23 protein-coding genes are annotated in these 22550 nt (G+C 66.1%); 9 read left to right on the forward strand and 14 right to left on the reverse strand.

What is annotated here, in order from left to right:
- Positions 1 to 36: 36 nt before the first annotated feature.
- Genes NA2_RS06385 through NA2_RS06395 form a run of 3 tightly spaced genes read right to left on the reverse strand, consistent with a single transcriptional unit; the run spans position 37 to position 3737 of the window.
- Positions 37 to 1092 carry a substrate-binding domain-containing protein gene (locus tag NA2_RS06385; protein ID WP_008595494.1) on the reverse strand — a complete coding sequence of 352 codons (1056 nt, stop codon included), beginning with the start codon at positions 1090 to 1092 and terminating at the stop codon, positions 37 to 39.
- Positions 1093 to 1151: 59 nt separating this feature from the next.
- Positions 1152 to 2192, reverse strand: coding sequence for an ABC transporter permease (locus NA2_RS06390; RefSeq protein WP_086005954.1), 1041 nt, complete (start codon positions 2190 to 2192; stop codon positions 1152 to 1154).
- A 15-nt stretch (positions 2193 to 2207) separates the two neighbouring features.
- Positions 2208 to 3737, reverse strand: a complete 1530-nt coding sequence (locus tag NA2_RS06395) for a sugar ABC transporter ATP-binding protein (protein WP_008595498.1) — start codon at positions 3735 to 3737, stop codon at positions 2208 to 2210.
- A gap of 250 nt (positions 3738 to 3987) precedes the next feature.
- On the opposite strand from NA2_RS06395, the gene mtnK reads away from it, so the two are divergent.
- Both mtnK and mtnA read left to right on the forward strand, forming a co-directional pair.
- Complete coding sequence (gene mtnK / locus NA2_RS06400) at positions 3988 to 5253, forward strand: S-methyl-5-thioribose kinase (RefSeq protein WP_008595501.1); 1266 nt, start codon at positions 3988 to 3990, stop codon at positions 5251 to 5253.
- Positions 5250 to 6359 carry an S-methyl-5-thioribose-1-phosphate isomerase gene (gene mtnA / locus NA2_RS06405; RefSeq protein ID WP_008595502.1) on the forward strand — a complete coding sequence of 370 codons (1110 nt, stop codon included), beginning with the start codon at positions 5250 to 5252 and terminating at the stop codon, positions 6357 to 6359. The genes mtnK and mtnA overlap by 4 nt, the downstream gene beginning before the upstream one ends.
- A gap of 246 nt (positions 6360 to 6605) precedes the next feature.
- Here the strand turns inward: mtnA and NA2_RS06410 are convergent, their stop codons facing one another.
- Genes NA2_RS06410 through NA2_RS06440 form a run of 7 tightly spaced genes read right to left on the reverse strand, consistent with a single transcriptional unit; the run spans position 6606 to position 14119 of the window.
- Positions 6606 to 7388 (reverse strand): SDR family NAD(P)-dependent oxidoreductase, encoded by a 783-nt coding sequence (locus tag NA2_RS06410; RefSeq protein ID WP_008595505.1) that lies wholly within the window; start codon positions 7386 to 7388, stop codon positions 6606 to 6608.
- 3 nt (positions 7389 to 7391) lie between these two features.
- Positions 7392 to 8228 carry a purine-nucleoside phosphorylase gene (locus NA2_RS06415; RefSeq protein WP_008595507.1) on the reverse strand — a complete coding sequence of 279 codons (837 nt, stop codon included), beginning with the start codon at positions 8226 to 8228 and terminating at the stop codon, positions 7392 to 7394.
- Positions 8229 to 8271: 43 nt separating this feature from the next.
- Positions 8272 to 9591 (reverse strand): amidohydrolase family protein, encoded by a 1320-nt coding sequence (locus NA2_RS06420; protein WP_008595509.1) that lies wholly within the window; start codon positions 9589 to 9591, stop codon positions 8272 to 8274.
- Entirely contained in the window at positions 9588 to 10502 is a 915-nt protein-coding gene (locus tag NA2_RS06425; protein ID WP_008595510.1) for an ABC transporter permease, read from the reverse strand. The genes NA2_RS06420 and NA2_RS06425 overlap by 4 nt, the downstream gene beginning before the upstream one ends.
- A complete protein-coding gene (locus tag NA2_RS06430) occupies positions 10495 to 11547 on the reverse strand; it encodes an ABC transporter permease (protein ID WP_008595511.1) in 1053 nt (350 codons plus the stop codon). Before NA2_RS06430 ends, NA2_RS06425 begins: the two co-directional genes overlap by 8 nt.
- Entirely contained in the window at positions 11547 to 13082 is a 1536-nt protein-coding gene (locus NA2_RS06435) for an ABC transporter ATP-binding protein (protein WP_008595513.1), read from the reverse strand. The genes NA2_RS06430 and NA2_RS06435 overlap by 1 nt, the downstream gene beginning before the upstream one ends.
- A gap of 23 nt (positions 13083 to 13105) precedes the next feature.
- Positions 13106 to 14119 (reverse strand): BMP family ABC transporter substrate-binding protein, encoded by a 1014-nt coding sequence (locus NA2_RS06440; protein WP_008595515.1) that lies wholly within the window; start codon positions 14117 to 14119, stop codon positions 13106 to 13108.
- A gap of 94 nt (positions 14120 to 14213) precedes the next feature.
- On the opposite strand from NA2_RS06440, the gene NA2_RS06445 reads away from it, so the two are divergent.
- Positions 14214 to 14621, forward strand: coding sequence for a cupin domain-containing protein (locus NA2_RS06445; protein ID WP_244423593.1), 408 nt, complete (start codon positions 14214 to 14216; stop codon positions 14619 to 14621).
- A gap of 183 nt (positions 14622 to 14804) precedes the next feature.
- Here NA2_RS06445 and NA2_RS06450 read toward each other — a convergent pair whose 3' ends face one another.
- The 3 genes from NA2_RS06450 to NA2_RS06460 all read right to left on the reverse strand — a co-directional run bounded on the left by NA2_RS06450 (position 14805) and on the right by NA2_RS06460 (position 17343).
- Positions 14805 to 15566, reverse strand: a complete 762-nt coding sequence (locus tag NA2_RS06450) for a response regulator transcription factor (RefSeq protein WP_081582619.1) — start codon at positions 15564 to 15566, stop codon at positions 14805 to 14807.
- A 361-nt stretch (positions 15567 to 15927) separates the two neighbouring features.
- Positions 15928 to 16662, reverse strand: coding sequence for a Crp/Fnr family transcriptional regulator (locus NA2_RS06455; RefSeq protein ID WP_008595520.1), 735 nt, complete (start codon positions 16660 to 16662; stop codon positions 15928 to 15930).
- A gap of 264 nt (positions 16663 to 16926) precedes the next feature.
- On the reverse strand, positions 16927 to 17343 hold the full coding sequence (locus NA2_RS06460; RefSeq protein ID WP_008595523.1) for a hypothetical protein: 417 nt from the start codon (positions 17341 to 17343) through the stop codon (positions 16927 to 16929).
- 341 nt (positions 17344 to 17684) lie between these two features.
- Here NA2_RS06460 and NA2_RS06465 point away from each other — a divergent pair, with 341 nt between their 5' ends.
- From NA2_RS06465 to NA2_RS06490, 6 genes are all read left to right on the forward strand, one after another.
- A complete protein-coding gene (locus NA2_RS06465) occupies positions 17685 to 18572 on the forward strand; it encodes a hypothetical protein (protein WP_081582620.1) in 888 nt (295 codons plus the stop codon).
- 61 nt (positions 18573 to 18633) lie between these two features.
- On the forward strand, positions 18634 to 18996 hold the full coding sequence (gene csgH, locus NA2_RS06470; RefSeq protein WP_157188148.1) for a curli-like amyloid fiber formation chaperone CsgH: 363 nt from the start codon (positions 18634 to 18636) through the stop codon (positions 18994 to 18996).
- A 43-nt stretch (positions 18997 to 19039) separates the two neighbouring features.
- On the forward strand, positions 19040 to 19618 hold the full coding sequence (locus NA2_RS06475) for a hypothetical protein (protein WP_192814164.1): 579 nt from the start codon (positions 19040 to 19042) through the stop codon (positions 19616 to 19618).
- 19 nt (positions 19619 to 19637) lie between these two features.
- Positions 19638 to 19961: a curli production assembly/transport component CsgF gene (locus tag NA2_RS06480; RefSeq protein ID WP_008595531.1), complete on the forward strand. Its 324-nt coding sequence runs from the start codon at positions 19638 to 19640 to the stop codon at positions 19959 to 19961.
- 33 nt (positions 19962 to 19994) lie between these two features.
- Positions 19995 to 20900: a CsgG/HfaB family protein gene (locus tag NA2_RS06485; RefSeq protein ID WP_008595533.1), complete on the forward strand. Its 906-nt coding sequence runs from the start codon at positions 19995 to 19997 to the stop codon at positions 20898 to 20900.
- Complete coding sequence (locus NA2_RS06490) at positions 20897 to 21526, forward strand: invasion associated locus B family protein (protein WP_081582621.1); 630 nt, start codon at positions 20897 to 20899, stop codon at positions 21524 to 21526. The genes NA2_RS06485 and NA2_RS06490 overlap by 4 nt, the downstream gene beginning before the upstream one ends.
- Positions 21527 to 21549: 23 nt before the next feature.
- On the opposite strand, the gene NA2_RS06495 is transcribed toward NA2_RS06490, so the two are convergent.
- Positions 21550 to 22550: polysaccharide pyruvyl transferase family protein (locus NA2_RS06495; RefSeq protein WP_051011554.1), on the reverse strand; the 1001-nt coding region annotated here is incomplete at its 5' end.

The raw sequence follows: 22550 nt of genomic DNA on the forward strand, positions 1-22550 counted from the left end.
CGAGAGCCGCCCTTTCCATTTCAACCCCCTCGCGCCTTAGTCGCGCGGTGGAAGCGGCATCCAGGCGGGCACCGCGACATCCGCATGGGCGAACTGCGGCAGCTTCTGCGCCAGTTCCTCCATGTTCTTGATGTCGCCGTCGTTGAGCGCCTTCTGGGTGATCAGGGTCGGCGGAACGATGACGCTCTTGCCCGGCTCCTCGCCGGCCAGAAGCATGGCGAGCGCGCGCACGGATACCTCGCCGACCACCGCCGGATTGGTCGCAGCGGTCGCCACCCAGGCACTGCCCGGCTCGCGCATGGCCGAAATGTCGGCGGTCGATACGTCAGCCGAATAAATCTTGACGCTGTCCGACAGGCCCGCCTCATCCACGGCGATCTTCACGCCCTTGGCGAACTCGTCATAGGGCGCGAACATCACCTGGATGTCCGGGTTCGCCGTCACCACCGAACGGGCCTGGTTGGCGACCGAGTTGGCGATGGGATTGTCGAGCGTGCCGAACATCGCCACTTCCTCGATGCCCGCATACTTCTCCTTGAATTCGCGCCAGGTCTCGTCGCGGCGGTCGAGCGGCGCGATGCCGGCGACATAGACGTAGCCTGCCTTCCAGCTCTCGCCATTGTCGGCGATGGCCTGCTCGAGCGCCAGGCGCGCCAGATCGCGGTCGGACTGCTCGATCTGCGGAATGGCCTCGTTCTCGACATTGACGTCGAAGGCGACGACCTTGATGCCGGCATCGACCGCGCGCTGGGCCGCCTCCTTCATCGATTCGGTCAGGCCGTGCTGGATGATGATGCCGTCCACGCCGAGCGCGATCGCCTGGTCCACCATATCGGCCTGAAGGGCGGCGTCCTGGCGGCTGTCGAGCACGCGCAGATTGACGCCGAGCGCCTTGGCCTGCGCCTCGACGCCCGACAGATAGGCCTGGAAGAAATCGCCGGTCGACAGGTAGCGGACCAGCGCGATCTCGACGTCGCCCGGATTGTCGAACGGGGCCGGCTTGTCCTGCGTCATCGCCGCCGCCGGCAGGAGCATCGTGGCGCCGGCCAGAGCAGCAGCCATCTTGCCCAGCAGTCTGCGTGAAATTTCCATGTTTTCCTCCACTCCGTTACGTTTGTTGCAGTCGATGTGGTGCGGCCTTAGCCGGGCGCCTACCGGGCTCTCCTCCCCAGAAGCGCGAAGGTGAAGATGAGCGCGATGACCAGCACCGCGCCCTTGACGAAATCCTGCGTGTAGTACGGCACGTTCATCATCGTCAGCCCCTGCAGCAGGACGCCGACGAACAGCGCCCCGATGGCGGTTCCGAAGGCGTTCGGCTTGGCCGCGCCCAGGACGGCAAAGCCGATCAGCGCGGCGGCGACGGCGTCGAGCAGCAGGTTGTTGCCGGAGGCGATGTCGCCGCGGCCGAGCCGCGCGGCGAGCAGGATGCCGCCGATGGCGGCGAAGACGCCGGAGATCACATAGGCCCAGATGCGGTAGGCCCTGACCGGCGCACCGGCGAATTCCGCCGCCCGCTCATTGGAGCCGACCGCATACATCATGCGGCCGAAGCGCGTGTATTCGAGGAAGAACCAGATGACGATGGCGAGCACGATCAGCACCACCACCGAGGCCGGCACGAGATTGTCGATGACGAGGTCGAAGCGGTGCCGCCCGAGCGCCAGGAAGGCCGGGCTGAACGTGCCTTCAGCGGTCGAGCCGTCCGGCATGGTCATGCCGGTGGCGATGGAGCGCCCCTCGGTCGGAATGCGCTGCAGGCCGATCAGCAGGAACATCATGCCGAGCGTGGCGAGCAGGTCGGGCACGCGCATGTAGCAGATGATCAGCCCGTTGATCAGTCCCACCAGAGCACCGATGGCAAGGCATACCAGAACCGCGACCAGCGCGTTCTGCTCCAGCACTACCATCACATAGGCCGCCGCCATCATCGAGCTGGTGGCGATGGAGCCGATGGAAAGATCGAAGCCCCCCACCACCAGCGTGGCGGTCACGCCGAGCGCCAGAATGCCCGTGATGGACACCGATTGCAGGATGAACACCGCCGCCTGCGGCGAGGTGAAGCCACGCGTGGCGAGCGAGAAGAAAACGATCAGGCCGAAGAGCAGCGTCAGGAAGCCGTAGCGGATCGCAACTTCGCGCGCCGAGAGGCGCGGCGACGGCCGGGGTGCTTCGACCGAGGATTTTTCCGCCATGCGGCTGTCCATTCTCTAAACGCTCCTTGCGGTTTCGTGATGCCTTCCGGCGACGTCCGCCAGCAACCTGTCCATGTCCACGTCGGCGTTGCGGTGCTCGCCGACAACCGTGTTCTCCGACATCACCAGAATGCGGTCAGCCGTCTCCAGCGCCTCGTCCAGCTCGGTCAGGAAAAGAAGGGTCGCCCGGCCGCCGGCACCCTCGCGCAGCTTGGCGGCGATGTCGTGGCGGGCGGCGATGTCGACGCCCTGGAACGGCTCGTCGAGGATCAGCAGCCGCGACGGCTGGGTCAGCCAGCGCGCCACCGTCACCTTCTGCTGGTTGCCGCCCGACAGGGTCGCCAGATCGTCGCGCTCGGACCGGCAGACAATCTTCAGATCGCCGATCTGATCGCGCGCGGTCTGCCGCTCGACGCGGCGGCTGGCGACGCCGAGGCGCGAGAAACGTGGCAGGAAGGGCAGGCTCATGTTCTCGTATATGTTGAACTCCGGCACGATGCCGGTCGAGGCGCGGTCCTTGGCGACCAGGAACACGCCGCGGCCGATGGCATCAGCCGCATTGCGCGGCGCGTAGCTGCGGCCATCGAGCGTCATGGTACCCGCCACGGGTCGATGGATGCCGAACAGGGTTTCCGCCAGCCGCGTCTTGCCGACGCCCACCAGACCCGTTACCGCAACCACCTCGCCGGCGCCCAGCGCCAGCGACAGGGGCCTAGCGCCTGGCGCAATCCTGATGTCGGAGGCCGAGAACACCGGCTCTGCCGCATCGCGCGCGTCGATGCTGTGGCGGCCAAGATTCTGAGCGAGATTCTGGCCGAGCATGGCGTTCACCGCGCCCTCGTAGTCGAGCGGCTTGTCCTCGAACTTTCCGGCGATGGCCCCGTCGCGCAGGCTGACGATGCGATCCGCCAACCGGCGGATGTCGGACATGCGGTGCGATATGTAGAGAATGGCGACGCCCCGCGCCCGCAGGCGGTCGATCAGGGCGAACAGCCGTTCCGCCTCATTGCTGGAGAGCGACGAGGTCGGCTCGTCGAGAATCATCACCTGCGGCTCGTGCGCCATAGCGCGGGCGATGGCGACCATCTGCCGGTCGGCCAGCGGGAGATTGGTTACTTCCGCGCCGAGATCGATGCCGAGCCCCATGCGGTCGGCCACCTCGCGCGCCTCGCGCCGGACGCGACGCGGATTGAAGAACAGGCCGCGGCCGGCGCCGTTCAGCCGGTCGAGCACGAGATTGCTGGCGACGTCGAGCGCACCGACCACGCCGTCATTGATGTTCTGATGCACCGTCACCACGCCGGCGCGCATCGCCTCCGCCGGGGACGCCGGCGAAAACGGCTTGTCGCCGAGCATCATCGCGCCACGGTCGGCCCGATGAACGCCACTCATGATCTTGACGAGGGTGGACTTGCCCGCACCGTTGGCGCCCATCAGCACCGTGACTTCGCCTGCGCACAGGTCCAGCGCCACGCCGCGCAGCACGGCGTTGGGTCCAAAGGCCTTGGTCAGGCCGGCAATGCGAAAGACGGCGTCGTCGCCCATGCGCTCCTCCCATCGTGACGCTACCAGTTGGCAAGCATTTGTCAACATCATTGACAAATGACAGAGCCTTGGTAGCGTGACGGCTATGGTGGCGTGCGCCCCTCATCCCCCTGCCGGGACCTTCTCCCCGCTTGCGGGGAGAAGGAGGATGGCCGCAACGTGGACGCCCCCCTCTCCCCGCAGGCGGGGAGAGGGTAAGGGTGAGGGGCGAGCGTCACGCGTTCGAGCGCGCATGGAGGAGACGGGAAGCATGAAAGACGACGCCTTCGAGGCCCTCACGGTAGAGACCCTGCCGGCTCGGCTGAGCGCCATCCCCGAGATCGCCACGCGCGTCGGCGGCGCGCCTTCCGGCTGGAAGGTCCGCGAGGTGGGCGACGGCAATCTCAACCTGGTCTTCATCGTCGAAGGCGCCAAGGAAACCGTCATCGTCAAGCAGGCGCTGCCCTATGTGCGGCTCGTCGGCGACAGCTGGCCGCTGCCGCTGAAGCGGTCGTTCTTCGAGTATCACGCGCTGACCCGCCAGCAGGCGCGCGCGCCGGGCACGGTTCCGGCGCTTCACTATTTCGACGAGACGCAGGCGCTGATCGTCATGGAGTTCCTCTCGCCGCACATCATCCTGCGGCGCGCGCTGATCGAGGGCCGGCAGCTGCCGAAGATCGGCCGGGACCTCGGCCTGTTCATGGCCCGCACGCTGTTCCGTGGCTCCGACCTCTCCATGAAGGCGTCGGAGCGCAAAGCGGATCTGGCGCTGTTCGCCGACAATGTGGAGCTGTGCGACATCACGGAGAACCTGGTCTTCTCCGATCCCTATTTCGAAGCGCCGATGAACCGGCACACGCCGGGCCTCGACGGTCTGGTGAAGGAACTGCGCGCCGACCGCGACCTCAAGGTCGCCGCCCAGCGCATGAAGCATGCCTTCGCCACGAGGGCGGAAACGCTGGTGCACGGCGATCTGCATTCCGGTTCCGTCATGGTGACCGACGACGAGACCAAGGTGATCGATCCGGAATTCGCCTTCTACGGGCCGATGGCGTTCGATGTCGGGATGCTGCTCGCCAATTACTGGATGGCCTATTTCGCGCAGCGCGGCCACGAGGGCGACGAGAGCCGCAACGCGATGCGCGCCTATCTGCTCGGCGTCGTCGACGAGACCTGGCACGTCTTCCGCGACGAGTTCGCGCGGCTTTGGCGTACGGAGCGCAACGGGATTCTCTATCAAGCCGCCCTATATGAAGACCAGGATGACGGGCTTGCCGCCGAGCAGGCGCTGAACCATGTCATCCACGATCTGTGGACGGACATGCTGGGCTTCGCCGGCATCGAGATGCATCGGCGCATCCTCGGTCTCGCCCACAATGCCGATTTCGAGGAGATCGCCGACGAAACGCTGCACGCCACCTGCGAAGCAGCCGCGCTGAAATTCGGCCGCCACGTCACCGTCAACCGCAACACGATACAATCGCTGGCCGAGCTCGACGCGCTGGCGCAGGCACTGGACCAGAGGAAACTGTCATGAAGGTCGCCGACAAGCACTACCGCACCATCTGGCTGAGCAAGGACGGCCGCTCCGTCGACCTGATCGACCAGCGCTGGCTGCCGCACGAACTGCGCGTCGAGACCGTCGGCACGGTCGAGGGCGTCGCCACCGCCATCCGCGACATGTGGGTGCGCGGCGCGCCGCTGATCGGCGTCACCGCCGCCTATGGCGTGGCGATCCGCATGGCCGAGGATCCCTCGGACAAGGCGCTCGACGATGTCTGGGAGACGCTGCACGAGACGCGCCCGACGGCGATCAACCTGCGCTGGGCGCTCGACGCGATGCGCGACCTGCTGCGCAAGCTGCCCGAGGCGGAGCGCGCGGCGGCGGCCTATGCCCGCGCGGCGGAGATCGCCGACGAGGACGTCGAGCTCAACCGGAGCATCGGCAGGCACGGGCTCGAGATCATCCGCCAGATCGCTGCGCGCAAGAAACCCGGCGAGCCGGTCAACATCCTGACCCATTGCAATGCCGGCTGGCTCGCCACCGTGGACTACGGCACCGCGACCTCGCCGATCTATCATGCGATGGAAGAAGGCATTCCGGTGCATGTCTATGTGGACGAGACACGTCCGCGCAATCAGGGCGCCCAGCTCACCGCCTGGGAGATGGCCGGCCATGGCGTGCCGCACACGCTCGTCGTCGACAATGCGGGCGGCCACCTGATGCAGCACGGCATGGTCGACATGGTCATCGTTGGCACCGACCGGACGACCGCCGACGGCGACGTCTGCAACAAGATCGGCACCTATCTGAAGGCGCTGGCGGCGAAGGATAACGATGTGCCCTTCTATGTCGCGCTCCCCTCGCCGACCATCGACTGGACGGTGCGCGACGGGGTGAAGGAAATCCCGATCGAGGAGCGGTCGGGCGACGAGGTCTCTCTGGTCTGGGGCAAGGACGAGGCGGGTGCGGTGCGCCAGGTACGCATCTCGCCGGAGGCGACGCCCGCCGGAAACCCCGCCTTCGACGTGACCCCGGCGCGGCTCGTGACCGGCCTGATCACCGAGCGCGGCATCGCCACCGCCTCGGCCGATGGCCTCGCCAAGCTCTTCCCCGACCGGGCCAAGGCAGACGCGGCCTGAACCTCGCAACGTGATTCAGGTCCGGGGCGAAACGCACTGATTCTGAATCGCTTTCGTCGAGGGTCCGGCGCTCGGGGCAGGAGGCGCCGGCCGTTCCGGCGGTCAGGAAACCCAGGACAATAGCGCCGAAAAGCGACCGAGCCGCCCTGCCCTCAAATGGCCGGGCGTCGGTTGCTCCCGGAATGATTCAACTGTTTCAGACGGTGATTCCGGTGTTCGCCCCAAGTGCTTGATCGTGAATCCAATTCACCAGGTCGGACGGGTGCTCACGCCGCCGTCGACGACAAGATCGGCGCCGGTCACCCAGCGCGCAGCGTCGGAGAGGAGGAACAGTGCCGCGTCGCCGATATCCTGCGGCTGGCCGAGGCGCCCGAGCGGCGCCGCCGCCCTCCAGCGACCGACGCCTTCCGGCCAGCCTTCCTCGATCCCGTCGCGATGGACGAGGCCGGGGGAGATGGCGTTGACGCGGATGCCAAGCGCACCGAGTTCCAGCGCGGCCGCCCTGGTAAACATCAGCAGCGCTGCCTTAGAGGCAGCATAATGCGCATGGCCGGACGCCGGCTGATGCCCCTCGATGGACGCGATGTTGAGGACCGCGCCGCCGCCCTCCCGCGTCGCGACATGCGCGGCGAAGGCCCGCGTCAGCAGGAACGGAGCGGCGGTGTTGATCGCCATCATGCGCGCCCAGTCTTGCTGCGATATGTCCGCGAGCGCGGCGACGGGCTGAAAGCCGGCATTGTTGACGAGGCCATGCACCGTGCCGAACCGCTCCAGCGCGGTCGCCATCACGGCGGCGACATCCGCTTCACCGGACAGATCGCCGCCCGCGATGATGGCACGCTCGCCGAGCGCCGCCGCGACTGCCTCGGCGCCCGCGCGATTGCCGTGATAGTGGCAGACCAGGTTCGCCCCGGCTTCGGCCAGCCGGCCGGCAATGCCGCCGCCGATCCCCCCGCTCGCGCCGGTGACGATGATCGTGCGGCCCGTCAGGTCCAGCAGGCCGGCGACGGGCGGGATCGAACCGGACATGGGTCAGGCTCCCTTCAAAGCAGGCAATAAGTGCCCGAGGATCGCCTCGATCTTGCGGCCTGCCGTTTCGGCATTGGCGAAGACATGTTCGATGGTATCGACCTGCTGGTCGGGCCCGCCGGTCGCTTCGTTGGTGATGGCTGACAGGCCGATCACCGGCAGCCCGCAATGACCGGCGGCGATAACCTCGGTCACGGTCGACATGCCCACGGCGTCGGAGCCGGAGGCCCGGTAGAAGCGGCGCTCGGCGGAGGTCTCGAGCGAGGGACCCAGCACACCAGCATAGATGCCCTGGCGGAGGGCGATCCCCGCCGCCTTCGCTGCCGCACGCGCCACGACCAGAAGCTCGGGATCGTAAGCGCGCGACATGTCGGGAAAGCGGATGCCAATGGCGTCGTCGTTCTGGCCGACCAAAGGATTGAGGCCGGTGAAGTTCATGTGATCCTCGATCAGCATCACGTCGCCGGGCGCATAATCCGGATTGAGCGAACCCGCCGCGTTGGTGACGACCAGCGTTTTTGCACCGAGACGCTGCAGCAGGTAGACCGCAAGCGCTATGTCGCGCGGCGCCCAGCCCTCATAGAGATGCAGGCGACCCTGCATCATCACGACGCGGCTGCCGTGCAGCGTCCCGATGACGAATGCTCCCTTGTGGCCGGGCGCCGTGGACACCGGAAAGCCCGCGACCTCGGCATAGGGGATCGTCAGCGCATCCTCGACCTTGTCGGCGAGCTGGCCGAGGCCCGACCCAAGCATGATGGCGACAGGCGCCGGCGCGCCGGCCCGCTCCCTGATGGAGGCATGGGCGCGCTCGAGGCGCGCGATCTGGCTTTCGGTCATGACCGGGTCTCCTTGAGAATGATGCCTCTGGCGGCATTCTGGTTCAGGCGATCGTCGCCGCGATGCGCGGCGCAAGGCGCGCCACCTCGTCCAGCGTCTCATCGATGGAATGGCGGGTCAGCGCACCGTCGCGCACCACCTGCTCGCCGCCGACGAAAACATGGCGCACATCCGACTTCGCCGTCGAATAGACGAGATGCGTGACCGGATCGAACAAGGGAACCGCATGCGGACGCCGGACGTCGATCAGGATCATGTCGGCATGCTTGCCCGCCGCCAGGCTGCCCAATCGGTCGCCCGCACCCAGGGCGCGCGCGCCGGCGGTCGTGGCCATGGCCAGCGCCTGCGCCGTCGACACCGCGTCGGCGCGCTGCGTGGCGCCCTTGTGCAGGGTCGCGGCCATGCGCAGCGCCATCCACATATCGAGATCGTTACCGCTGATGGCGCCATCCGTGCCGAGCGCCACGTTGACGCCCGCCGCCAGCATGTCGGGAACGGGGGCGATGCCGGAGGCAAGCTTCAGGTTCGACATCGGGTTGTGCGAGACCGTCGCGCCGCTGCGCGCCAGAATGCCGATCTCCTCCTCATCCACATGCACGCAATGGGCAAGCGTCGTCCGTTCGTCGAGCAGGCCGAGATGATCCAGGTGGCGGATGACGGAGCTCCCATAGCGGCCCGTGATATCGTCCTGCTCCGCCCTTGTCTCCGCCGCATGGGTGCTGAACAGGCCGCCATGCCGGTCGGCGATGGCGCGCGCGATCTTCAAATTCTCCGGCCCCACCGTATAGGCGCCGTGCGGCATGGTCGCCGCGAACACGTCGTCAGCATCGCCAAACCCGGCGAAGAAGTCCTCAGCCGCGGCGATGCGGGCATCGAGATCGCCGCCCGTGACGCCGGGACCATCGAAGAAGATGCCGCCGGTCGCGACGCGCATGCCCACCTTGCGGGCGGCGCGCACCGTCTCCTCCGGATACCAGAACATGTCCATGACGCTGGTCACGCCCGATAAAAGCAGTTCGGCGCAGCCCAGGACGCTGCCGAGATAAGAGGTCTGCGGGTTGAGGATCGCCCCTTCCGCCGTCCACACCTTCTGCAGCCAGGGCTCCAGCGGCAGATCCTCGACCAGGCCGCGAAACAGGCTGTCGGCAGCGTGGCAATGGGCGTTGATCAGCCCCGGCATCAGGATATGCCCCCTGCCGTCGATGACCGTCCGCGCCTCCTGCGCCGCCTGCTCCAGATCATCAGAGCCGGCGACCCGGACGATGCGGCCCTTCTCAACGACCACGCCGCCGTCCCCGATGACGCCGCCATCGCCGTCGCAGGTCACGACGATGGCGTTCCGGATGACAAGATCGGCGCTCATGAAACATCTCCCCGGGCGCGTCTCGCCCGCCACCACGACAGGACGATGAGGACGGTCAGCGTGGCCAGATACGGCATCATGTCGGTGAATTGCTGCGCAAGCCCCATGCCCTGGACCCGGAAAGACAGGCTGTCGACCGCGCCGAACAACAGCGCGATGCAGAACAGCGGCCATGGCCTGCCGCGCGTCAGGAGAACGGCGACGACGGCGATCCAGCCGCGCCCGGCGCTCATGTTCTCGACGAACAGATTGACGTTGGCGATGGAAAGCTGTGCCCCGCCCAGACCGCACAGCGCACCGCAGCCGACCAGCGCCAGAAGCTGGACGCGGCGTGGGCTGACACCGCCCGCCCGCAGTGCCTCGGCGTTCTCGCCGGCGGCACGAATGCGCAGGCCGAGCCGGTGCCGGGCGAGGAAGACATGCAGGACCGGCACGGAGGCAAGCGCTGCATAAAAGAGGATCGACTGGCCGCTGAGCATGGGGCCGAGCACGGGAATGTCCTCGATGAGCGGCAGGCGGATCGCCCCGAAGCCGACAATCGCCGGATCGCTGAACGCACCGGTGACGTTGAAGATGGCGCGTAACAGGAATGTCGTCAGCCCCGCCGCAAGCAGGTTGATGGCGATGGAGACGACGATGGCGTCGCCGTCCCGCCGCAAGTTGAATTCCGCGAAAACCAGCCCCATCGCCATGCCGGCGGCCATGGCCGCGGCGGCGCCCAGATAGGGGGTTCCCGAATAATAGGCGCCGAGCACGGCGGCGAAAGCGCCGGTCAGCAGAAAGCCTTCGAGCGCAATATTGAAGACCCCCGCCCGCTCGCAGAGCGCACCGCCGAGCGCGGCGAGCAGGATCGGCGTGACGAAGCGCGGGATCGACGCGGCGAAGGACGGGTCGAGCAGCAGGTCAAGCATGGCCGTCTCCCCTTCCCTCTTTCGACGACAGGGCGCCGGAGACACGGCTGGCCACGAACAGGATGATGACCGCCTGGATCACCAGGGCGATCTCCTTCGGCACGCCGGCGGCGCGCTCCATGCCGGCGGCTCCCGTCTGGACGGCGGCGAAGAAGAAGCCAGAGAGAGGCACGGCCCAGGGCACCATGCCGACCAGCAGCACGGCGATGATGCCGGTCCAGGCATAGAGCGGCTGCACCAGCATGCCGTCGATATAGCGGTGATGGATGCCGAACACGGCGATCGCACCCACCAGACCGGCAATCGCGCCGCTGATCGCCAGGGTCTGCAAGGTCAGCCGGCGCACCGGCAGGCCGACCGTGCGGGCAAAGTCCGCCGAAAGCCCGTTCAGCCGCGTGTGATAACCGTGCACCGTCCAATAGCTGTAGACGAGGGCGAAAGCGGTCGCCGCGAGCGTGAACAGGATGCCGATGTCGAGGCGCGTGCCGGGGAAATAGGCGAGCCAGGTTTCCTGCGGCACCAGATGCGACTGGACCATGCCCGAGGGCACGTCGCGGAAGGGATGGGCGACCGCGTAGGACGCGAGGTAGCGGACCGGATAGTTGAGGAGCAGCGATCCGACGAGCAGCGGCACGCCCATGTAGAGCTGCAGGACGCCGGCGAGCAGCGCCCAGAGCGCGCCCGCGAGCATGGCCGCGAGAATGGCGGCGACGAGGACCAGAAGCGGCGGTCCCGGCAGCAGGATGGCCGTCAGCGCGGCCGCCAGCCCGCCGGCAACGAGTTGCCCCTCGCCTCCGATGTTGAACAGGCCCGCGCGAAAACTCAGCATGACCGAGATCGCCATGCCGGTGATCAGAGCCGTGCGGCTGAGCGTCGCCATCAGATAGGCGTGGCGACGACCGCCGAAAGCGCCCTGCCAGAAGCCGGAGAGCGCCTCGCCCAGGGGGGCGCCGACGAACAGAAGCAGCGCGAGGATGATGGCTGCGATCCACAGGAGCGTGATCACCCAGGGCAAGACCGCCCGCATCGTGCCATGGGCGGCCATCAGGCGACCTCTCCCATTCCCTCTGGTCCCGAGGGAGCGGCGGCGCGCGACGTCATCAGCGCGCCGACCCGTTCGCGGCTTGCCTCGCCGCCCGCCACCTCGCCCGAGACCACGCCGTCATACATGACCAGGATGCGGTCGGACAAAGCGATCACCTCATCGAGCTCGGTCGAGATCAGGAGAATGGCATGCCCCGCATCGCGCATGCGCATCAGCTCGCCGTGAATGAAGTCGATCGCCCCGATATCGACGCCCCAGGTGGGGTTCTCGGCGATCACCAGCGGCGTCGCGCGGCTGAGCTCGCGGCCGACGACGAGTTTCTGCTTGTTGCCGCCGGACATGGTCGCGGCCCTGGCGCGCGGTCCCGCCACCCGGATGCGGTAGTTCTCGATCAGGGTGCGGGCGAAGCGGGCCATCGCGGAGAGTTTGAGGAACGGGCCTGCCGCGAAGGATCGCCGGTCGTCACGCCCGGCGCTGGCGTTGTCGCTCACCGAGGCGCCGAGCGCCAGTCCCATGCGCTGGCGGTCTTCCGGGATGTAGCTCAGGCCGAGGCTGCGGCGCTCGCCCACGCTGCGCCCCTCAATGCGCTCCCCACGCAGGCTGACTGCGCCCGAACGCGGCCGTTCGAGCCCCGTCAGCGCGCGGACCAGCTCGGCCTGCCCGTTGCCGCTGACGCCGGCGATGCCGACGATCTCGCCGGCGCGCAAATCGAACGAGACCGGCCCGACGTCGCGGCCGCGACGCGCCACGGTGAGCGCATCGACGGAAAGCACCACCTCGCCCGGCTTCTGCGCCCTGCGGGCACGGGGCGCAGGCAGGACGCCGCCGACGATGCCGCGCGCGATTTCCTCCTTGGACGTCTCGGCGAGTGGCGCGGACGCCACCAGCCGACCGGCGCGCATGACGCTCACCCGGTCGGCGATCTCCATCACCTCGTCCAGCTTGTGCGTGATGAGCACGATGGCCTTGCCCGCGGCGCGGAAGCTGCGCAACGTGTCGAACAGGCGATCCTTCTCCTGCGGCGTCAGCACAGCGGTCGGTTCATCGAGGATCAGAAGATCCGCCTCGCGATAGAGCACCTTGAGGATTTCCACCGCCTGCCGCTCCCCGACGGAGAGGCGGCCAAGCTGCCCGTCCAGATCGACCGACACGCCATGGCTCTCGGCGATCGCATCAAGCCTGGCGCGCGCCCGCGCGAAATCGACGAAGCCGAAACGGCCGACCGGCTCGGCGCACAGGACGATGTTTTCCAGCACCGACATGGAATCCTGAAGCATGAAATGCTGGTGCACCATGCCGAGCCCGGCGCGGATGGCGTCCTGCGGCGAGGCCCAGCGGCGTTCGACGCCGTCGATGACGATGGTGCCGTCGGCGGGCTTCACCAGGCCGAAGAGCATGTTCATCAGCGTGGACTTGCCGGCGCCGTTCTCACCGACCAGCGCATGGATCTCGCCCGGCTCGATGCCGAGCGAAACCCCGTCCACGGCGGTCACCAGGCCGAAGCGGACCGTCACGCCGTTGAGAGCAATGCGCATCGTCCCGCCTCGCCCGTTGCCCGCTACTTGGCGAACATCGGGTCTTCCAGCTTCAGCGACCCGTCCTTGATGCTGCCGGCCACCTCGCGCAGCTTCGCTGCGACGTCCGGATGATCGGCGATCAAGCAGCCGCTGTCGGCGATCCGGTCTGCTTCCAGAGCCATGGCCGACATGCCGCCTTCCTTCAGGCCGAGCGCCATCGTCACGTTCTTCTCGCCCTCGAGGATCGAGCCGATGGCCTGCAACATGGCCTGATCGACCTGCTTCAGCGTCACATCGACAACATGGCCGGGCGCGTTCGGGCACTGGTTCACGTCGACCGAGAACACCTTGAAATTCTTCTCCTTCGCCGCCTCGAAGACGCCGAAGTCGCCGCCCGAATTCGCGGTGAAGATCAGATCGGCGCCGGCGGCGTGCATGGCCACGGCCTGCTCCTTGGCGCGCACCGGATCGGCAAACGGGTTTTCGCCGCCCACCCAGCGAATGTCGACGCTGGCATCGGGCTTCACCGATTTGACGCCCTGGGCGTAACCGTCCGTGTAGCGGTGCAGGAAGGGGATATCGAGCGCGCCGACGACGCCAACCTTGTTGGTCTCGGTCAGCATGCCGGCGGCGACCCCCATCAGATAACTGGCCTCATACTCCCGGAACACCGCGCAATGGACGTTCTCGGGGCGCTCGTCGATGCACTGGTCGACGATCAGGAACTGCGTGTCGGGCGCGGTCGGCGCGATCTGCCTGACGATGTCGTTGAACTCGAAACCGAGCATGACGACGATGTCGGCGCCCTCGTTCACCGCCGCGTTGACGTTCTCGAGGCGATCAGCCGCCGTGCGGCTCTCATAGGTCTCGATGTCGGCGCCGTATTTCTCGCCGGCGGCCTCTATCCCCGTCTGCCCCATCTTCAGGAAGGCGTTCACGCCGATCGGATCGGGAGAAACATAGACGAAGAATTTATCCGCCGCCGCCGCCGCCGGCATCGTGAAGGCCGTCGCGCCGAGAAGAGCCGCCGCCAGCCAGTTCCGCCAAACACCCATCAACGCCACTCCCTGTTGCAGCCTATGATCAGGCCTTCCATTCTGGAGCAGGAACGCAACTTTGACAATTGTCAGCATCGCTGATCATTGTGGAATGTTGCCGCAAACGAGGGTTGAGATGCTGCCGAACCGGGTTGTCGAAAATGCCGGCCAGAAAGAGTTCTGGACCGACGAGCGCTGCTACATCACCGAGCTGATGAACACTCCTGCCTCTCCCGATGCATCACTGGCGATCGCCAGGGTAGAGCCAGGCGTCACGACGCAGCTGCACCGGCTGGAGGGCGTCTGCGAGCGTTATGTGGTGCGCAAGGGCGAAGGGATCGTGGAGATCGACGGAAAAAGCCACAGGCTCGGACCCGGCGACCAGGCGATCATCCCTGCGGGCGCGGCGCAGAGGATCACGAACACCGGCGGCGGCGACCTGGAGTTTTACTGCCTCTGCACGCCGCGCTTCCTGCCGGAAAGCTATGTCGATCTTGAAAGCGCTTCCCCGAAGCGATGAGCCTGTCCGGGCGAAAATGCCCGCCCATGCGAACGGCGCGGCCCTGTCGTCGGCCGCCCGCAAAAAAGGAACGGCCCGTCGTCGAATGCCCTGCGGGACTTACGAACGACGGGCCGGGATCAACGGGTCGCGCATCTCGCGACCTCCGGCACAGGTGTTTTCCATGTCTCCCTCAGAAATCTCTCAGGGCAGCATTTCACGGATCTTGTAGGCCACTTCCGTCCGGTTGGTGGCGTTCAGCTTCTTCATGATGTTGCGGATGTGAACCTTGACCGTGCTTTCGCAAAGCTGAAGCTCATAGGCGATGATCTTGTTCGCCTTTCCCCGCCGCAGGGCCTCGGCCACCTCCGCTTCCCGCGCGGTGAAGAGATTGCCCAGCCCAACAACCCGGCTGCTGGTGGAATTGATCACCTCGCGCATGGCCAGAACCCCGCTGGCGGGCACGAAGACCCCGCCCGCCCGGGCGAGCAGAATGGCTTCCGCTGCGACGCCGACGCCGACATTGCTGGGAATGTACCCCTTCGCGCCCGCATCCAGCGCCTTCAGTATCTGACCCAGATCGTCGGAATCGGCGATGATGACGACAGGCTGCTCGGAGAACTCCTCCGCCAGTTCCTGGATCTCTCCTCCAACCCCCTGATCGCTGATCTTCCGGCTGCCGGCAATGAGAAGGACAGCAGCGGGTTGCCGCGTGTCCCCACGCTTGTGCCATTCATCGGCCGAGCTGACGGCGACGACGTCCAGGGACGGATCCTGCGTCGCCAGGCTGCGCGCCAGGCACTCGCGGTCGAGCACCCTGGGATCGATCAACAGAACCATGTCGCGAACGGTCTCGTCGCCCTCTTCGTCCCACGCGGCGTCGTCGACGGCAAAACGCCCCCTGTCGGAGGAATTCATGATCGCCTTCAAGCCGATATTCTCTTGAGATGCTTTGATTTGCTGCATGACTTACGCTCCCCAACTCGCACTGGAATTCGAAGTTCCCCAACGCACAAGAACAAGCGCTTCATGTATATTTTAGTACTATTATTAAACGACGCCGATCTTGAGCGCAGACCACACGGCCTGCGCAATGGTTTTTCATGCCGCTATGCGCCATGGCCCGCCATCACTTGGATAATGATTATCATCATATTTGTGGATAATTTGCATTAACATGGATCAATACATTTGAGGAATAATCATTTAGTGATATATGATCACCCAATAAAACCTTGGGTTGCATATCATATTTAATGAACTCTAGGATATGCGGTGCGCGCAGCGATATTTCGCTTGAAGCGACTCGCGCGACACAATCAAACGCCTACTCGGCATTCAGCGCAAGATATGATCCGTCGAAGCCGACCATCTCCGACAGGCGTTGACGATCGGGAAACTCCACGACGCCACCGCGAAACGACACATACCCGCCCTCCCGAAGCTTCCGCAGGACACGATTGACGTGAACCACGGAAAGACCGAGGGCGTCGCCCAGGTCCACCTGCGTCAAAGGACAGGAAAAACAGGCCGTTCCGCCGTTCTCGCGCACGCCGACGCGGTGCGAGAGTTCGAGAAGAAGATGCGCCACGCGCTCCACCGCGCCGCGCCGGCTGATGCTGACGAAATGCTCGGCCGTGCGTGCATAGCGGCGCGCCATGCCCTTGAGGATGAACTCGCGCACATGTTGTGGAAAAGTGGACAGGTTCTCATAGATCGCGCCGGGAAACTCGAAAAGGGTCACCGATGTCAGGGCGGTCATCGCCTCGCGCGACCACTCGGTCGACCCCAGTGTGATCACGTCCCCCGTGAGAGAGAAATCCACCACCGTCCGGGATCCGTCGGTGAGTTCCTTGCCGCATGACACCCATCCGGAGATGATCAGCATCACCGCGCGGCGAGGATCGTCGCTGTCGGCGATCCTGTCGCCGCCGGAATAAACCCGTTTCCTTATTCCGGCGCGCCCCGCATTCCGCGCTCCGAGGCCGAGCAGCCCTGTCGCCGTCTCAGCCTCGAGATAGTGCAAAATTTCCCTGAAGTTCCCCGCACCATTGACCAGCATGCCCTCTGCCTTTTCGCCCCTCCTGTTTCCCCAAACCCCGCTTGCCTCCCACTTCCGGCCTCGGGCATGAAACCCGTCTCCCCGACCGCATTTCTAAACGTTAACGCCGAGCGGTTGGTTCCAACCGCGGCGGAGCCGCCCCAGGACCTGGCCCGGACAGCGCGTGACATCAGCGGTGGCCTCCGCGAAAGCGCTTCATATTCAATGCCTTCCACAACCGGTCATTGTCACCAGACCCTAGAGCACTCCTTGGGCCCATCATCATCAAATGCGTTCACCAATGCGTGAACTCAGTCCCTCCCGCACGGAGGGCAACGACAACGCGTCCGGTGAACGCCGCCCGAAATCAAGCGCCAGGCTGCGGCCGGTCGGGGCCGGCGGGCTCGCCTGCCGCACTGGCGCAGCCGCGGTGCGCGTCCCGGCAGGAGGTGCCGGCCGGCGCACCGACGAACGCTTCTTCACGGGCGCCGGGGTGCGCGTCGTGCGCACGGGCTCCTCCGTGACCTGGAGGACGCCCATTCCCGCCGCCGACGCATCCGGCCGGACCTGTTCCACGAACATCAGGTCGTTGGCGCCGGACGGCGCCGCTTCCTGAGCTTCCGCGCTCCCGGAAAGCAGCAACGCCTGACACACCAGCACCAGGATGCCGGTCGCATATCCGTTTCGGAGCATGCTCTTCATTGCCCTCGTCTCCGCCGTTGCAGGTCCCGAGTTTAGCGTAGCCGGGCTGACCGGCAATTCTCCTATTGGGTGAGCCGGCGTACCTTCCTCCCGCCAATGGAGGGGGCGCCCCCCTTCTCTCAATAAGTTTGATTAGATGCATGAGGGTATTGATCCATCCTTCGACAGGATCGCGGGCACGAGGACGTACGGCCTACTTCGGCGCCCATGCATTTCGACTGAATCCTATTCAATTGAACCGAATTGTCTCCCCTTTCGGCCTTCACTAGCGTTCCTCACAGACGGGTTCATGCGGTCACGCCGCCCGTCTTTTCAAAGGACATTTCTCAGGGAGACACCACATGAAACGCCTTGTTTTAACTGTGTCAGCCCTCGCTCTCATGAGCGGCGGGGCTTTGGCTCAAACCGCCAATGCGGGCGTCGGTTCATCCGCGATCCATTCCGATGATTCGGCCTCGACAACCATTGCAGGCGAAGCCGCATCGGCCGTCGGCGACAATGGCGGATCGGGTCTTGGCGAAGCGCGTGCGGCAGCCAATGTCGGCGACGGCGTGATCGTCAACACCGACGGCAACCAGGTGGGCGCCAACAATATCGGCTCGGCCGACGTCACCTCCGGCGGGCTCTTCAACTCCAACGTCCAGTTCCAGGTCGGCAACGGCAACATGGCGATCAACCAGCAGATCGGCACGGAGCAGGAGTCCGGCACGCTGCAGATCGGCGACAACAACATGGCGCTCATCAGCCAGCAGGATTCGGCCAATGAGGCCGCGATCGCGCAGGTCGGCGACGACAACGATGCGGCCATCGTGCAGGACGGCGTCGACAATGGCGGCGCTATCGCGCAGCTCGGCGACGGCAACAGCTCGTTCGGCCTCCAGGTAGGCGGACCGGACAACTACATGGCATCCTCGCAGGTCGGCGACGACAACAGTTCGGTCATCTTCCAGGACGGCGTGAACAACACCGCCGCCTCGCTGCAGGAAGACAACAACAACCAGTCCTTCATCTCGCAGGGCGGCGGAACGACCGTCTCGCTCGCGGCGATCAACGGCATGGTGTTCGGCGGTTCTCTGCCGGCCGGCGCTTCGATCAGCGGCAATGGCATCGCCTCGCTCGGATCGACCAACAATGCCGCTGCCAGCCTGCAGCTCGGCGACGGCAACCGCAGCGCCATTCTGCAGACCGGAAACGGCAATTCGGCGATCAACTACCAGAACAGCCGCTGACGCCGCAGCAAGCATGCTCGCGGAGGAGCGATCCATGCCCTCCGCGATCAGGGAGGTCGCAATGCTCCGCATCGTCCTTGTTCTGAGTACGCTGGCCATCATTTCCGCCAGGCCGGCGCTTGCGGACGAAAATGTGGTGCATTGCGACATCCGCTTCGAGAAATCGGGCCGGATGACGACAATCACGGGACTGGCCGGCGGGCAGGCCGGGCTCTCCGGCAGATACCGCCTCGACGCGCAGATCCTCAACGGCACCAACCGCTCCGTTTCACGTCAGGGCGGCGCCTTCATCATCGAACCGGACGGCGGCCCCTCGGTCGTTTCCCGCATGGCTGTTTCCGCTGCCCCGCAGACACGCATCGCGGTCGAGCTGACGCTCGAAATCGGCCCGCGGAACGCTATCTGCCGCTCGGAGACGCTATGATCCCGCCGGATGGAACAATCGCACAGGAGAGGCAAAGCGCATGATGACCGGAGCACCATCCAGAACGAGGCGATGCCTGCGGTCCACGCTCCTCGCCGCGGCAGGCCTTGCGGGCGGCGGTTCCGCCCTTGCCGAACCGATTTCCTTTCAGGTCGACAATGCGAGCGTCGAGCAGATCGTCGCGGGCCAACAGCAGCGCAGCTACGAGCCGATGGCGGGCATTCTCGATCCATCCACGCTGACCGAAGCCGGCAGCAGTGTCGTCATCCTGCAGCGCGGCGAGGACAATGCCGCGACGAGCCATGTGCGAAACAGCCCCGGCGCCGGCATCGCCACCCTTCAACTCGGCGCGCAGAACAGCGCCATTGCAGCAATCGAGGACTCCCCGGGCAGCGTCATCGGCCAGGTGCAGATCGGCAATGGCAACACCTCGGTCGCAGCCATCGTCGGCGGTTCGGGGAACACGCTCGCCACCGCCCAGATCGGCAACGGACTGGGCGCGCTGGTCGGGCTGGTCAACTCCCAGGACACGGTCGTCACCTACGGCCAGGCAGGCCAGGACTACAATGGCGGCGTGGTCATCAAGAACGCGCCGCCCGGCACGCGCATAAAGATCAACTGATTGTGGCAGAGGAAACGCCATGACCCAAAATTCGTATTCCAGACTGTCCCTGCCGCTCGTTGCCGCCGCGCTCCTTGTAAGCGCGTCCGCCGTGCAGGCGGGTCAGCTCATCTACAAATCCGGCGACCCCTCCTTCGGTGGCTCGCCGCTGCTCGATGAATTCCTGCTGAACCTCGCCGACATCCAGAACAAGCACAGGCCGGAAGGCGGAGGTGGCGGCAGCGGCGGGGCCCCGAGCATCAACTTCCCGCCCATCACCATCGATCTGGGCGGCGGCGCGGACGCGGCCACCAACAATCCAGCACTGGATACCGCCAATAGCGGGGTCGTTCCCTCGCAGTAAGGGGAACGCCAGGACAAGCGGGGGGAGAACGCCATGTCGAGCCGAAGCCATCATCGTCATCTGCGCAAGGCTGCCGGCTTTGGGCTGGCCCTTGGCCTTGCCGTCCTTGCCGGATGCCAGACCCCCGGCGCCAAGGACGACATCCTGATCCAGCCGGCGGCGCTGACACCCCGGACCGAGGTGGGCTACAAGCTCAGCGCCCTGCCCCCGCCGGCGAAGCGGATCGACGTCGCGGTCTACGAATTCGCCGACAAGACGGGCCAGCAGAAGCCCGAGGACAATTTCGCCCAGTTCTCCAAGGCGGTCTCGCAGGGCGCTGGCGACATCCTGATCGATGTCCTGAAGGAAACCGGCAATGGCGCATGGTTCAACGTCGTCGAGCGCGTCGGGCTGAAGAACCTGCTCAACGAGCGCAACATCATCGACCAGACCCGCAAGGCCTATCTCGGCGCCAACGGATCGACCCTGCCCGCCCTGCGTTTCGCCGGCCTGATCCTCGAGGGAGGCATCGTCGATTTCGACAGCAACGTCATCACCGGCGGCCTCGGCGCCCGCTATCTGGGCATCGGCGGCAATGCCGAGTACCGGCGCGACGTGATCACCGTGGCGCTGCGCGCCGTCAGCGTCGGCACGGGCGAGGTCTCCGAATCGGTCACCACCACGAAGACGGTCTATTCCGTGCTGCTGCGCGGCTCCGTGTTCAAGTTCATCGCCATCGACGAAATTCTCCAGGCGGAGGCCGGCTTCACCCGCAACGAGCCGGTCGGCATCGCGGTGCGGCAGGCCATCGAGCTGGCCGTCTACAGCCTGATCGTGCGCGGTGCCCGCAACGGCCTGTGGCAGTTCAACGATCCCAACCTGCAAAGCGAACTGGTCCAGAAATTCCAGAAGACCTATGTCGCCGCGGCAGCGCCCGAACCCAACCCAGTGCAGCAATGACAGTTTCGCCACCCCAGCGACCCTACCTGCCGTTGCTCCTGTCGGGGCTTCTGGCGGCAAGCGCGGCAGGCGCGCAAGAGGCGACACCCCGGTTCGCGGAGCCGCAGAGCCGCCAGCCCTACGGGGACTGGCTGCTCGAGTGCTTTACGCGGCCGGACAAGACGGAAGCCTGCCAGCTCTATCAGCGCATGATCGTCAACCAGGGACAGGCAATCGCCATGGTGACCACGTTTGCGGCCGACGGCGAGACCGGCAAGCTGCGGGCGCAGATCGCGCTGCCGCTCGGCATAGATCTCTCGCGCGGCGCGCGTTTCGTGGTCGACCAGGGCGACGAGTACTATTTTCCCATCAGCCGCTGCACGTTTCAGGGCTGCCTTCTTGAAAGCCTGGTCCCGGACGAACTGACCGGGCACATGCGCAGGGGCACCAATGCCTCGATCATGGTGGTCAGTCCCGGCCAGGGCGACTTCACCATTCCGCTGTCGCTCAACGGCTTTGCGGCGGCCTACGACAAGATCATGGCGCCGGCGGCGACGGCCAGCAGCGCGACGCCACCTCCGGATCGGCAAACGACCGGTTCCACATCCACGCCATCTCCGCCATCCGGGCCCGCGACAGGTCGCTAGGGTCAAAACCCTAGGTCCTGACCCTAGACCCGCTCCACGAGACCAGATTGCGTCGCGCTCAGCAGGTCGCGCGCCAGCAGCGCCACGGCGGATCGCGCCTCGATGAAATGCCGCGCCAGCGCTTCTTCCGGGATGCCCGTGCGCACGGCTTCAAGCATGCGTTCGCCGATCCGTTCGGCGCCGGCATCCTCGCCGGACATGAAGAAGCGCTGGCGGCCGACCGCCTGAAAGAAACTCTCCACCTTGCCGTCCCAGCCGAAGCCGACATGCGGCACGCCCAGCGCGTAGGCCACGATGCAGGCATGCAGCCGGTGCGCGGCGACCCCGTCGAATCCGCCGATCAGGGCAACGAGATCCTCCGGCGCACGTGGCGGCGGTGCCACGGCAGCGCCTGCCGGCAGCGTCACGGCAACCTGCTCCAGGAAGCGCTGGTCTTCCGTGGCGCCGTTGGTGAACAGGGTGACGCCGCAACCCGCCTGCAACAGCCAGCGCACCAGCGCCGTGTAGTCGGCCGCCTTCAGCAGCGGAATGGCGCCGCCGCCATGGCGGCGCAGGATCACCGGGTGGGTGACGCAGATGCCGATCATCGGCGACGCCGCATCGCCGCGCGGCACCGCTGCGGCCGCGAGGCTGCGCGCCAGCAGGCCCGGATCGGGAACGACGCGCGCCGCCCGCCAGCCGTCGAAGTGCCGCTGCCAGTTGCCCGCCGCTTCGCGATCCCGCACCGACAGGTGAAAGACATCGCAGTCCCGCAACTGCCCGAACAGTTGCTTCGCCCGCCGCGACCAGTAGCCGCCGACCCCGACGGCGAACACGCCGACCGGACGACCCGATCGCCGTGCGCATTCGAGCACCGCGCCGACCTTCAACGGAAAATTCAAATCGTCGTCCTGGAACAGGTTGCCGCCGCCGATCACCACCGCATCGGCCGCCGCCATCCGCGCCAGCCATGTCTTCTTCAGGGAAGCCAGGCGGCGGGCAAGCACGCGCTCGACGACGAGGCGGCGCAGGCCGGCCGGCAGCC

This window comes from Nitratireductor pacificus pht-3B (assembly GCF_000300335.1).
In the GTDB taxonomy this organism is placed as follows: domain Bacteria; phylum Pseudomonadota; class Alphaproteobacteria; order Rhizobiales; family Rhizobiaceae; genus Nitratireductor; species Nitratireductor pacificus.

What these genes read in the sequence shown, in the direction of transcription:
- NA2_RS06385 (WP_008595494.1), bottom strand. Translation starts at nt 1,092, where the DNA reads ATGGAAATTTCACGCAGACTGCTGGGCAAGATGGCTGCTGCTCTGGCC.
- NA2_RS06390 (WP_086005954.1), bottom strand. Translation starts at nt 2,192, where the DNA reads ATGGCGGAAAAATCCTCGGTCGAAGCACCCCGGCCGTCGCCGCGCCTC.
- NA2_RS06395 (WP_008595498.1), bottom strand. Translation starts at nt 3,737, where the DNA reads ATGGGCGACGACGCCGTCTTTCGCATTGCCGGCCTGACCAAGGCCTTT.
- mtnK (WP_008595501.1), top strand. Translation starts at nt 3,988, where the DNA reads ATGAAAGACGACGCCTTCGAGGCCCTCACGGTAGAGACCCTGCCGGCT.
- mtnA (WP_008595502.1), top strand. Translation starts at nt 5,250, where the DNA reads ATGAAGGTCGCCGACAAGCACTACCGCACCATCTGGCTGAGCAAGGAC.
- NA2_RS06410 (WP_008595505.1), bottom strand. Translation starts at nt 7,388, where the DNA reads ATGTCCGGTTCGATCCCGCCCGTCGCCGGCCTGCTGGACCTGACGGGC.
- NA2_RS06415 (WP_008595507.1), bottom strand. Translation starts at nt 8,228, where the DNA reads ATGACCGAAAGCCAGATCGCGCGCCTCGAGCGCGCCCATGCCTCCATC.
- NA2_RS06420 (WP_008595509.1), bottom strand. Translation starts at nt 9,591, where the DNA reads ATGAGCGCCGATCTTGTCATCCGGAACGCCATCGTCGTGACCTGCGAC.
- NA2_RS06425 (WP_008595510.1), bottom strand. Translation starts at nt 10,502, where the DNA reads ATGCTTGACCTGCTGCTCGACCCGTCCTTCGCCGCGTCGATCCCGCGC.
- NA2_RS06430 (WP_008595511.1), bottom strand. Translation starts at nt 11,547, where the DNA reads ATGGCCGCCCATGGCACGATGCGGGCGGTCTTGCCCTGGGTGATCACG.
- NA2_RS06435 (WP_008595513.1), bottom strand. Translation starts at nt 13,082, where the DNA reads ATGCGCATTGCTCTCAACGGCGTGACGGTCCGCTTCGGCCTGGTGACC.
- NA2_RS06440 (WP_008595515.1), bottom strand. Translation starts at nt 14,119, where the DNA reads ATGGGTGTTTGGCGGAACTGGCTGGCGGCGGCTCTTCTCGGCGCGACG.
- NA2_RS06445 (WP_244423593.1), top strand. Translation starts at nt 14,214, where the DNA reads ATGTTGCCGCAAACGAGGGTTGAGATGCTGCCGAACCGGGTTGTCGAA.
- NA2_RS06450 (WP_081582619.1), bottom strand. Translation starts at nt 15,566, where the DNA reads ATGCAGCAAATCAAAGCATCTCAAGAGAATATCGGCTTGAAGGCGATC.
- NA2_RS06455 (WP_008595520.1), bottom strand. Translation starts at nt 16,662, where the DNA reads ATGCTGGTCAATGGTGCGGGGAACTTCAGGGAAATTTTGCACTATCTC.
- NA2_RS06460 (WP_008595523.1), bottom strand. Translation starts at nt 17,343, where the DNA reads ATGAAGAGCATGCTCCGAAACGGATATGCGACCGGCATCCTGGTGCTG.
- NA2_RS06465 (WP_081582620.1), top strand. Translation starts at nt 17,685, where the DNA reads ATGAAACGCCTTGTTTTAACTGTGTCAGCCCTCGCTCTCATGAGCGGC.
- csgH (WP_157188148.1), top strand. Translation starts at nt 18,634, where the DNA reads ATGCTCCGCATCGTCCTTGTTCTGAGTACGCTGGCCATCATTTCCGCC.
- NA2_RS06475 (WP_192814164.1), top strand. Translation starts at nt 19,040, where the DNA reads ATGACCGGAGCACCATCCAGAACGAGGCGATGCCTGCGGTCCACGCTC.
- NA2_RS06480 (WP_008595531.1), top strand. Translation starts at nt 19,638, where the DNA reads ATGACCCAAAATTCGTATTCCAGACTGTCCCTGCCGCTCGTTGCCGCC.
- NA2_RS06485 (WP_008595533.1), top strand. Translation starts at nt 19,995, where the DNA reads ATGTCGAGCCGAAGCCATCATCGTCATCTGCGCAAGGCTGCCGGCTTT.
- NA2_RS06490 (WP_081582621.1), top strand. Translation starts at nt 20,897, where the DNA reads ATGACAGTTTCGCCACCCCAGCGACCCTACCTGCCGTTGCTCCTGTCG.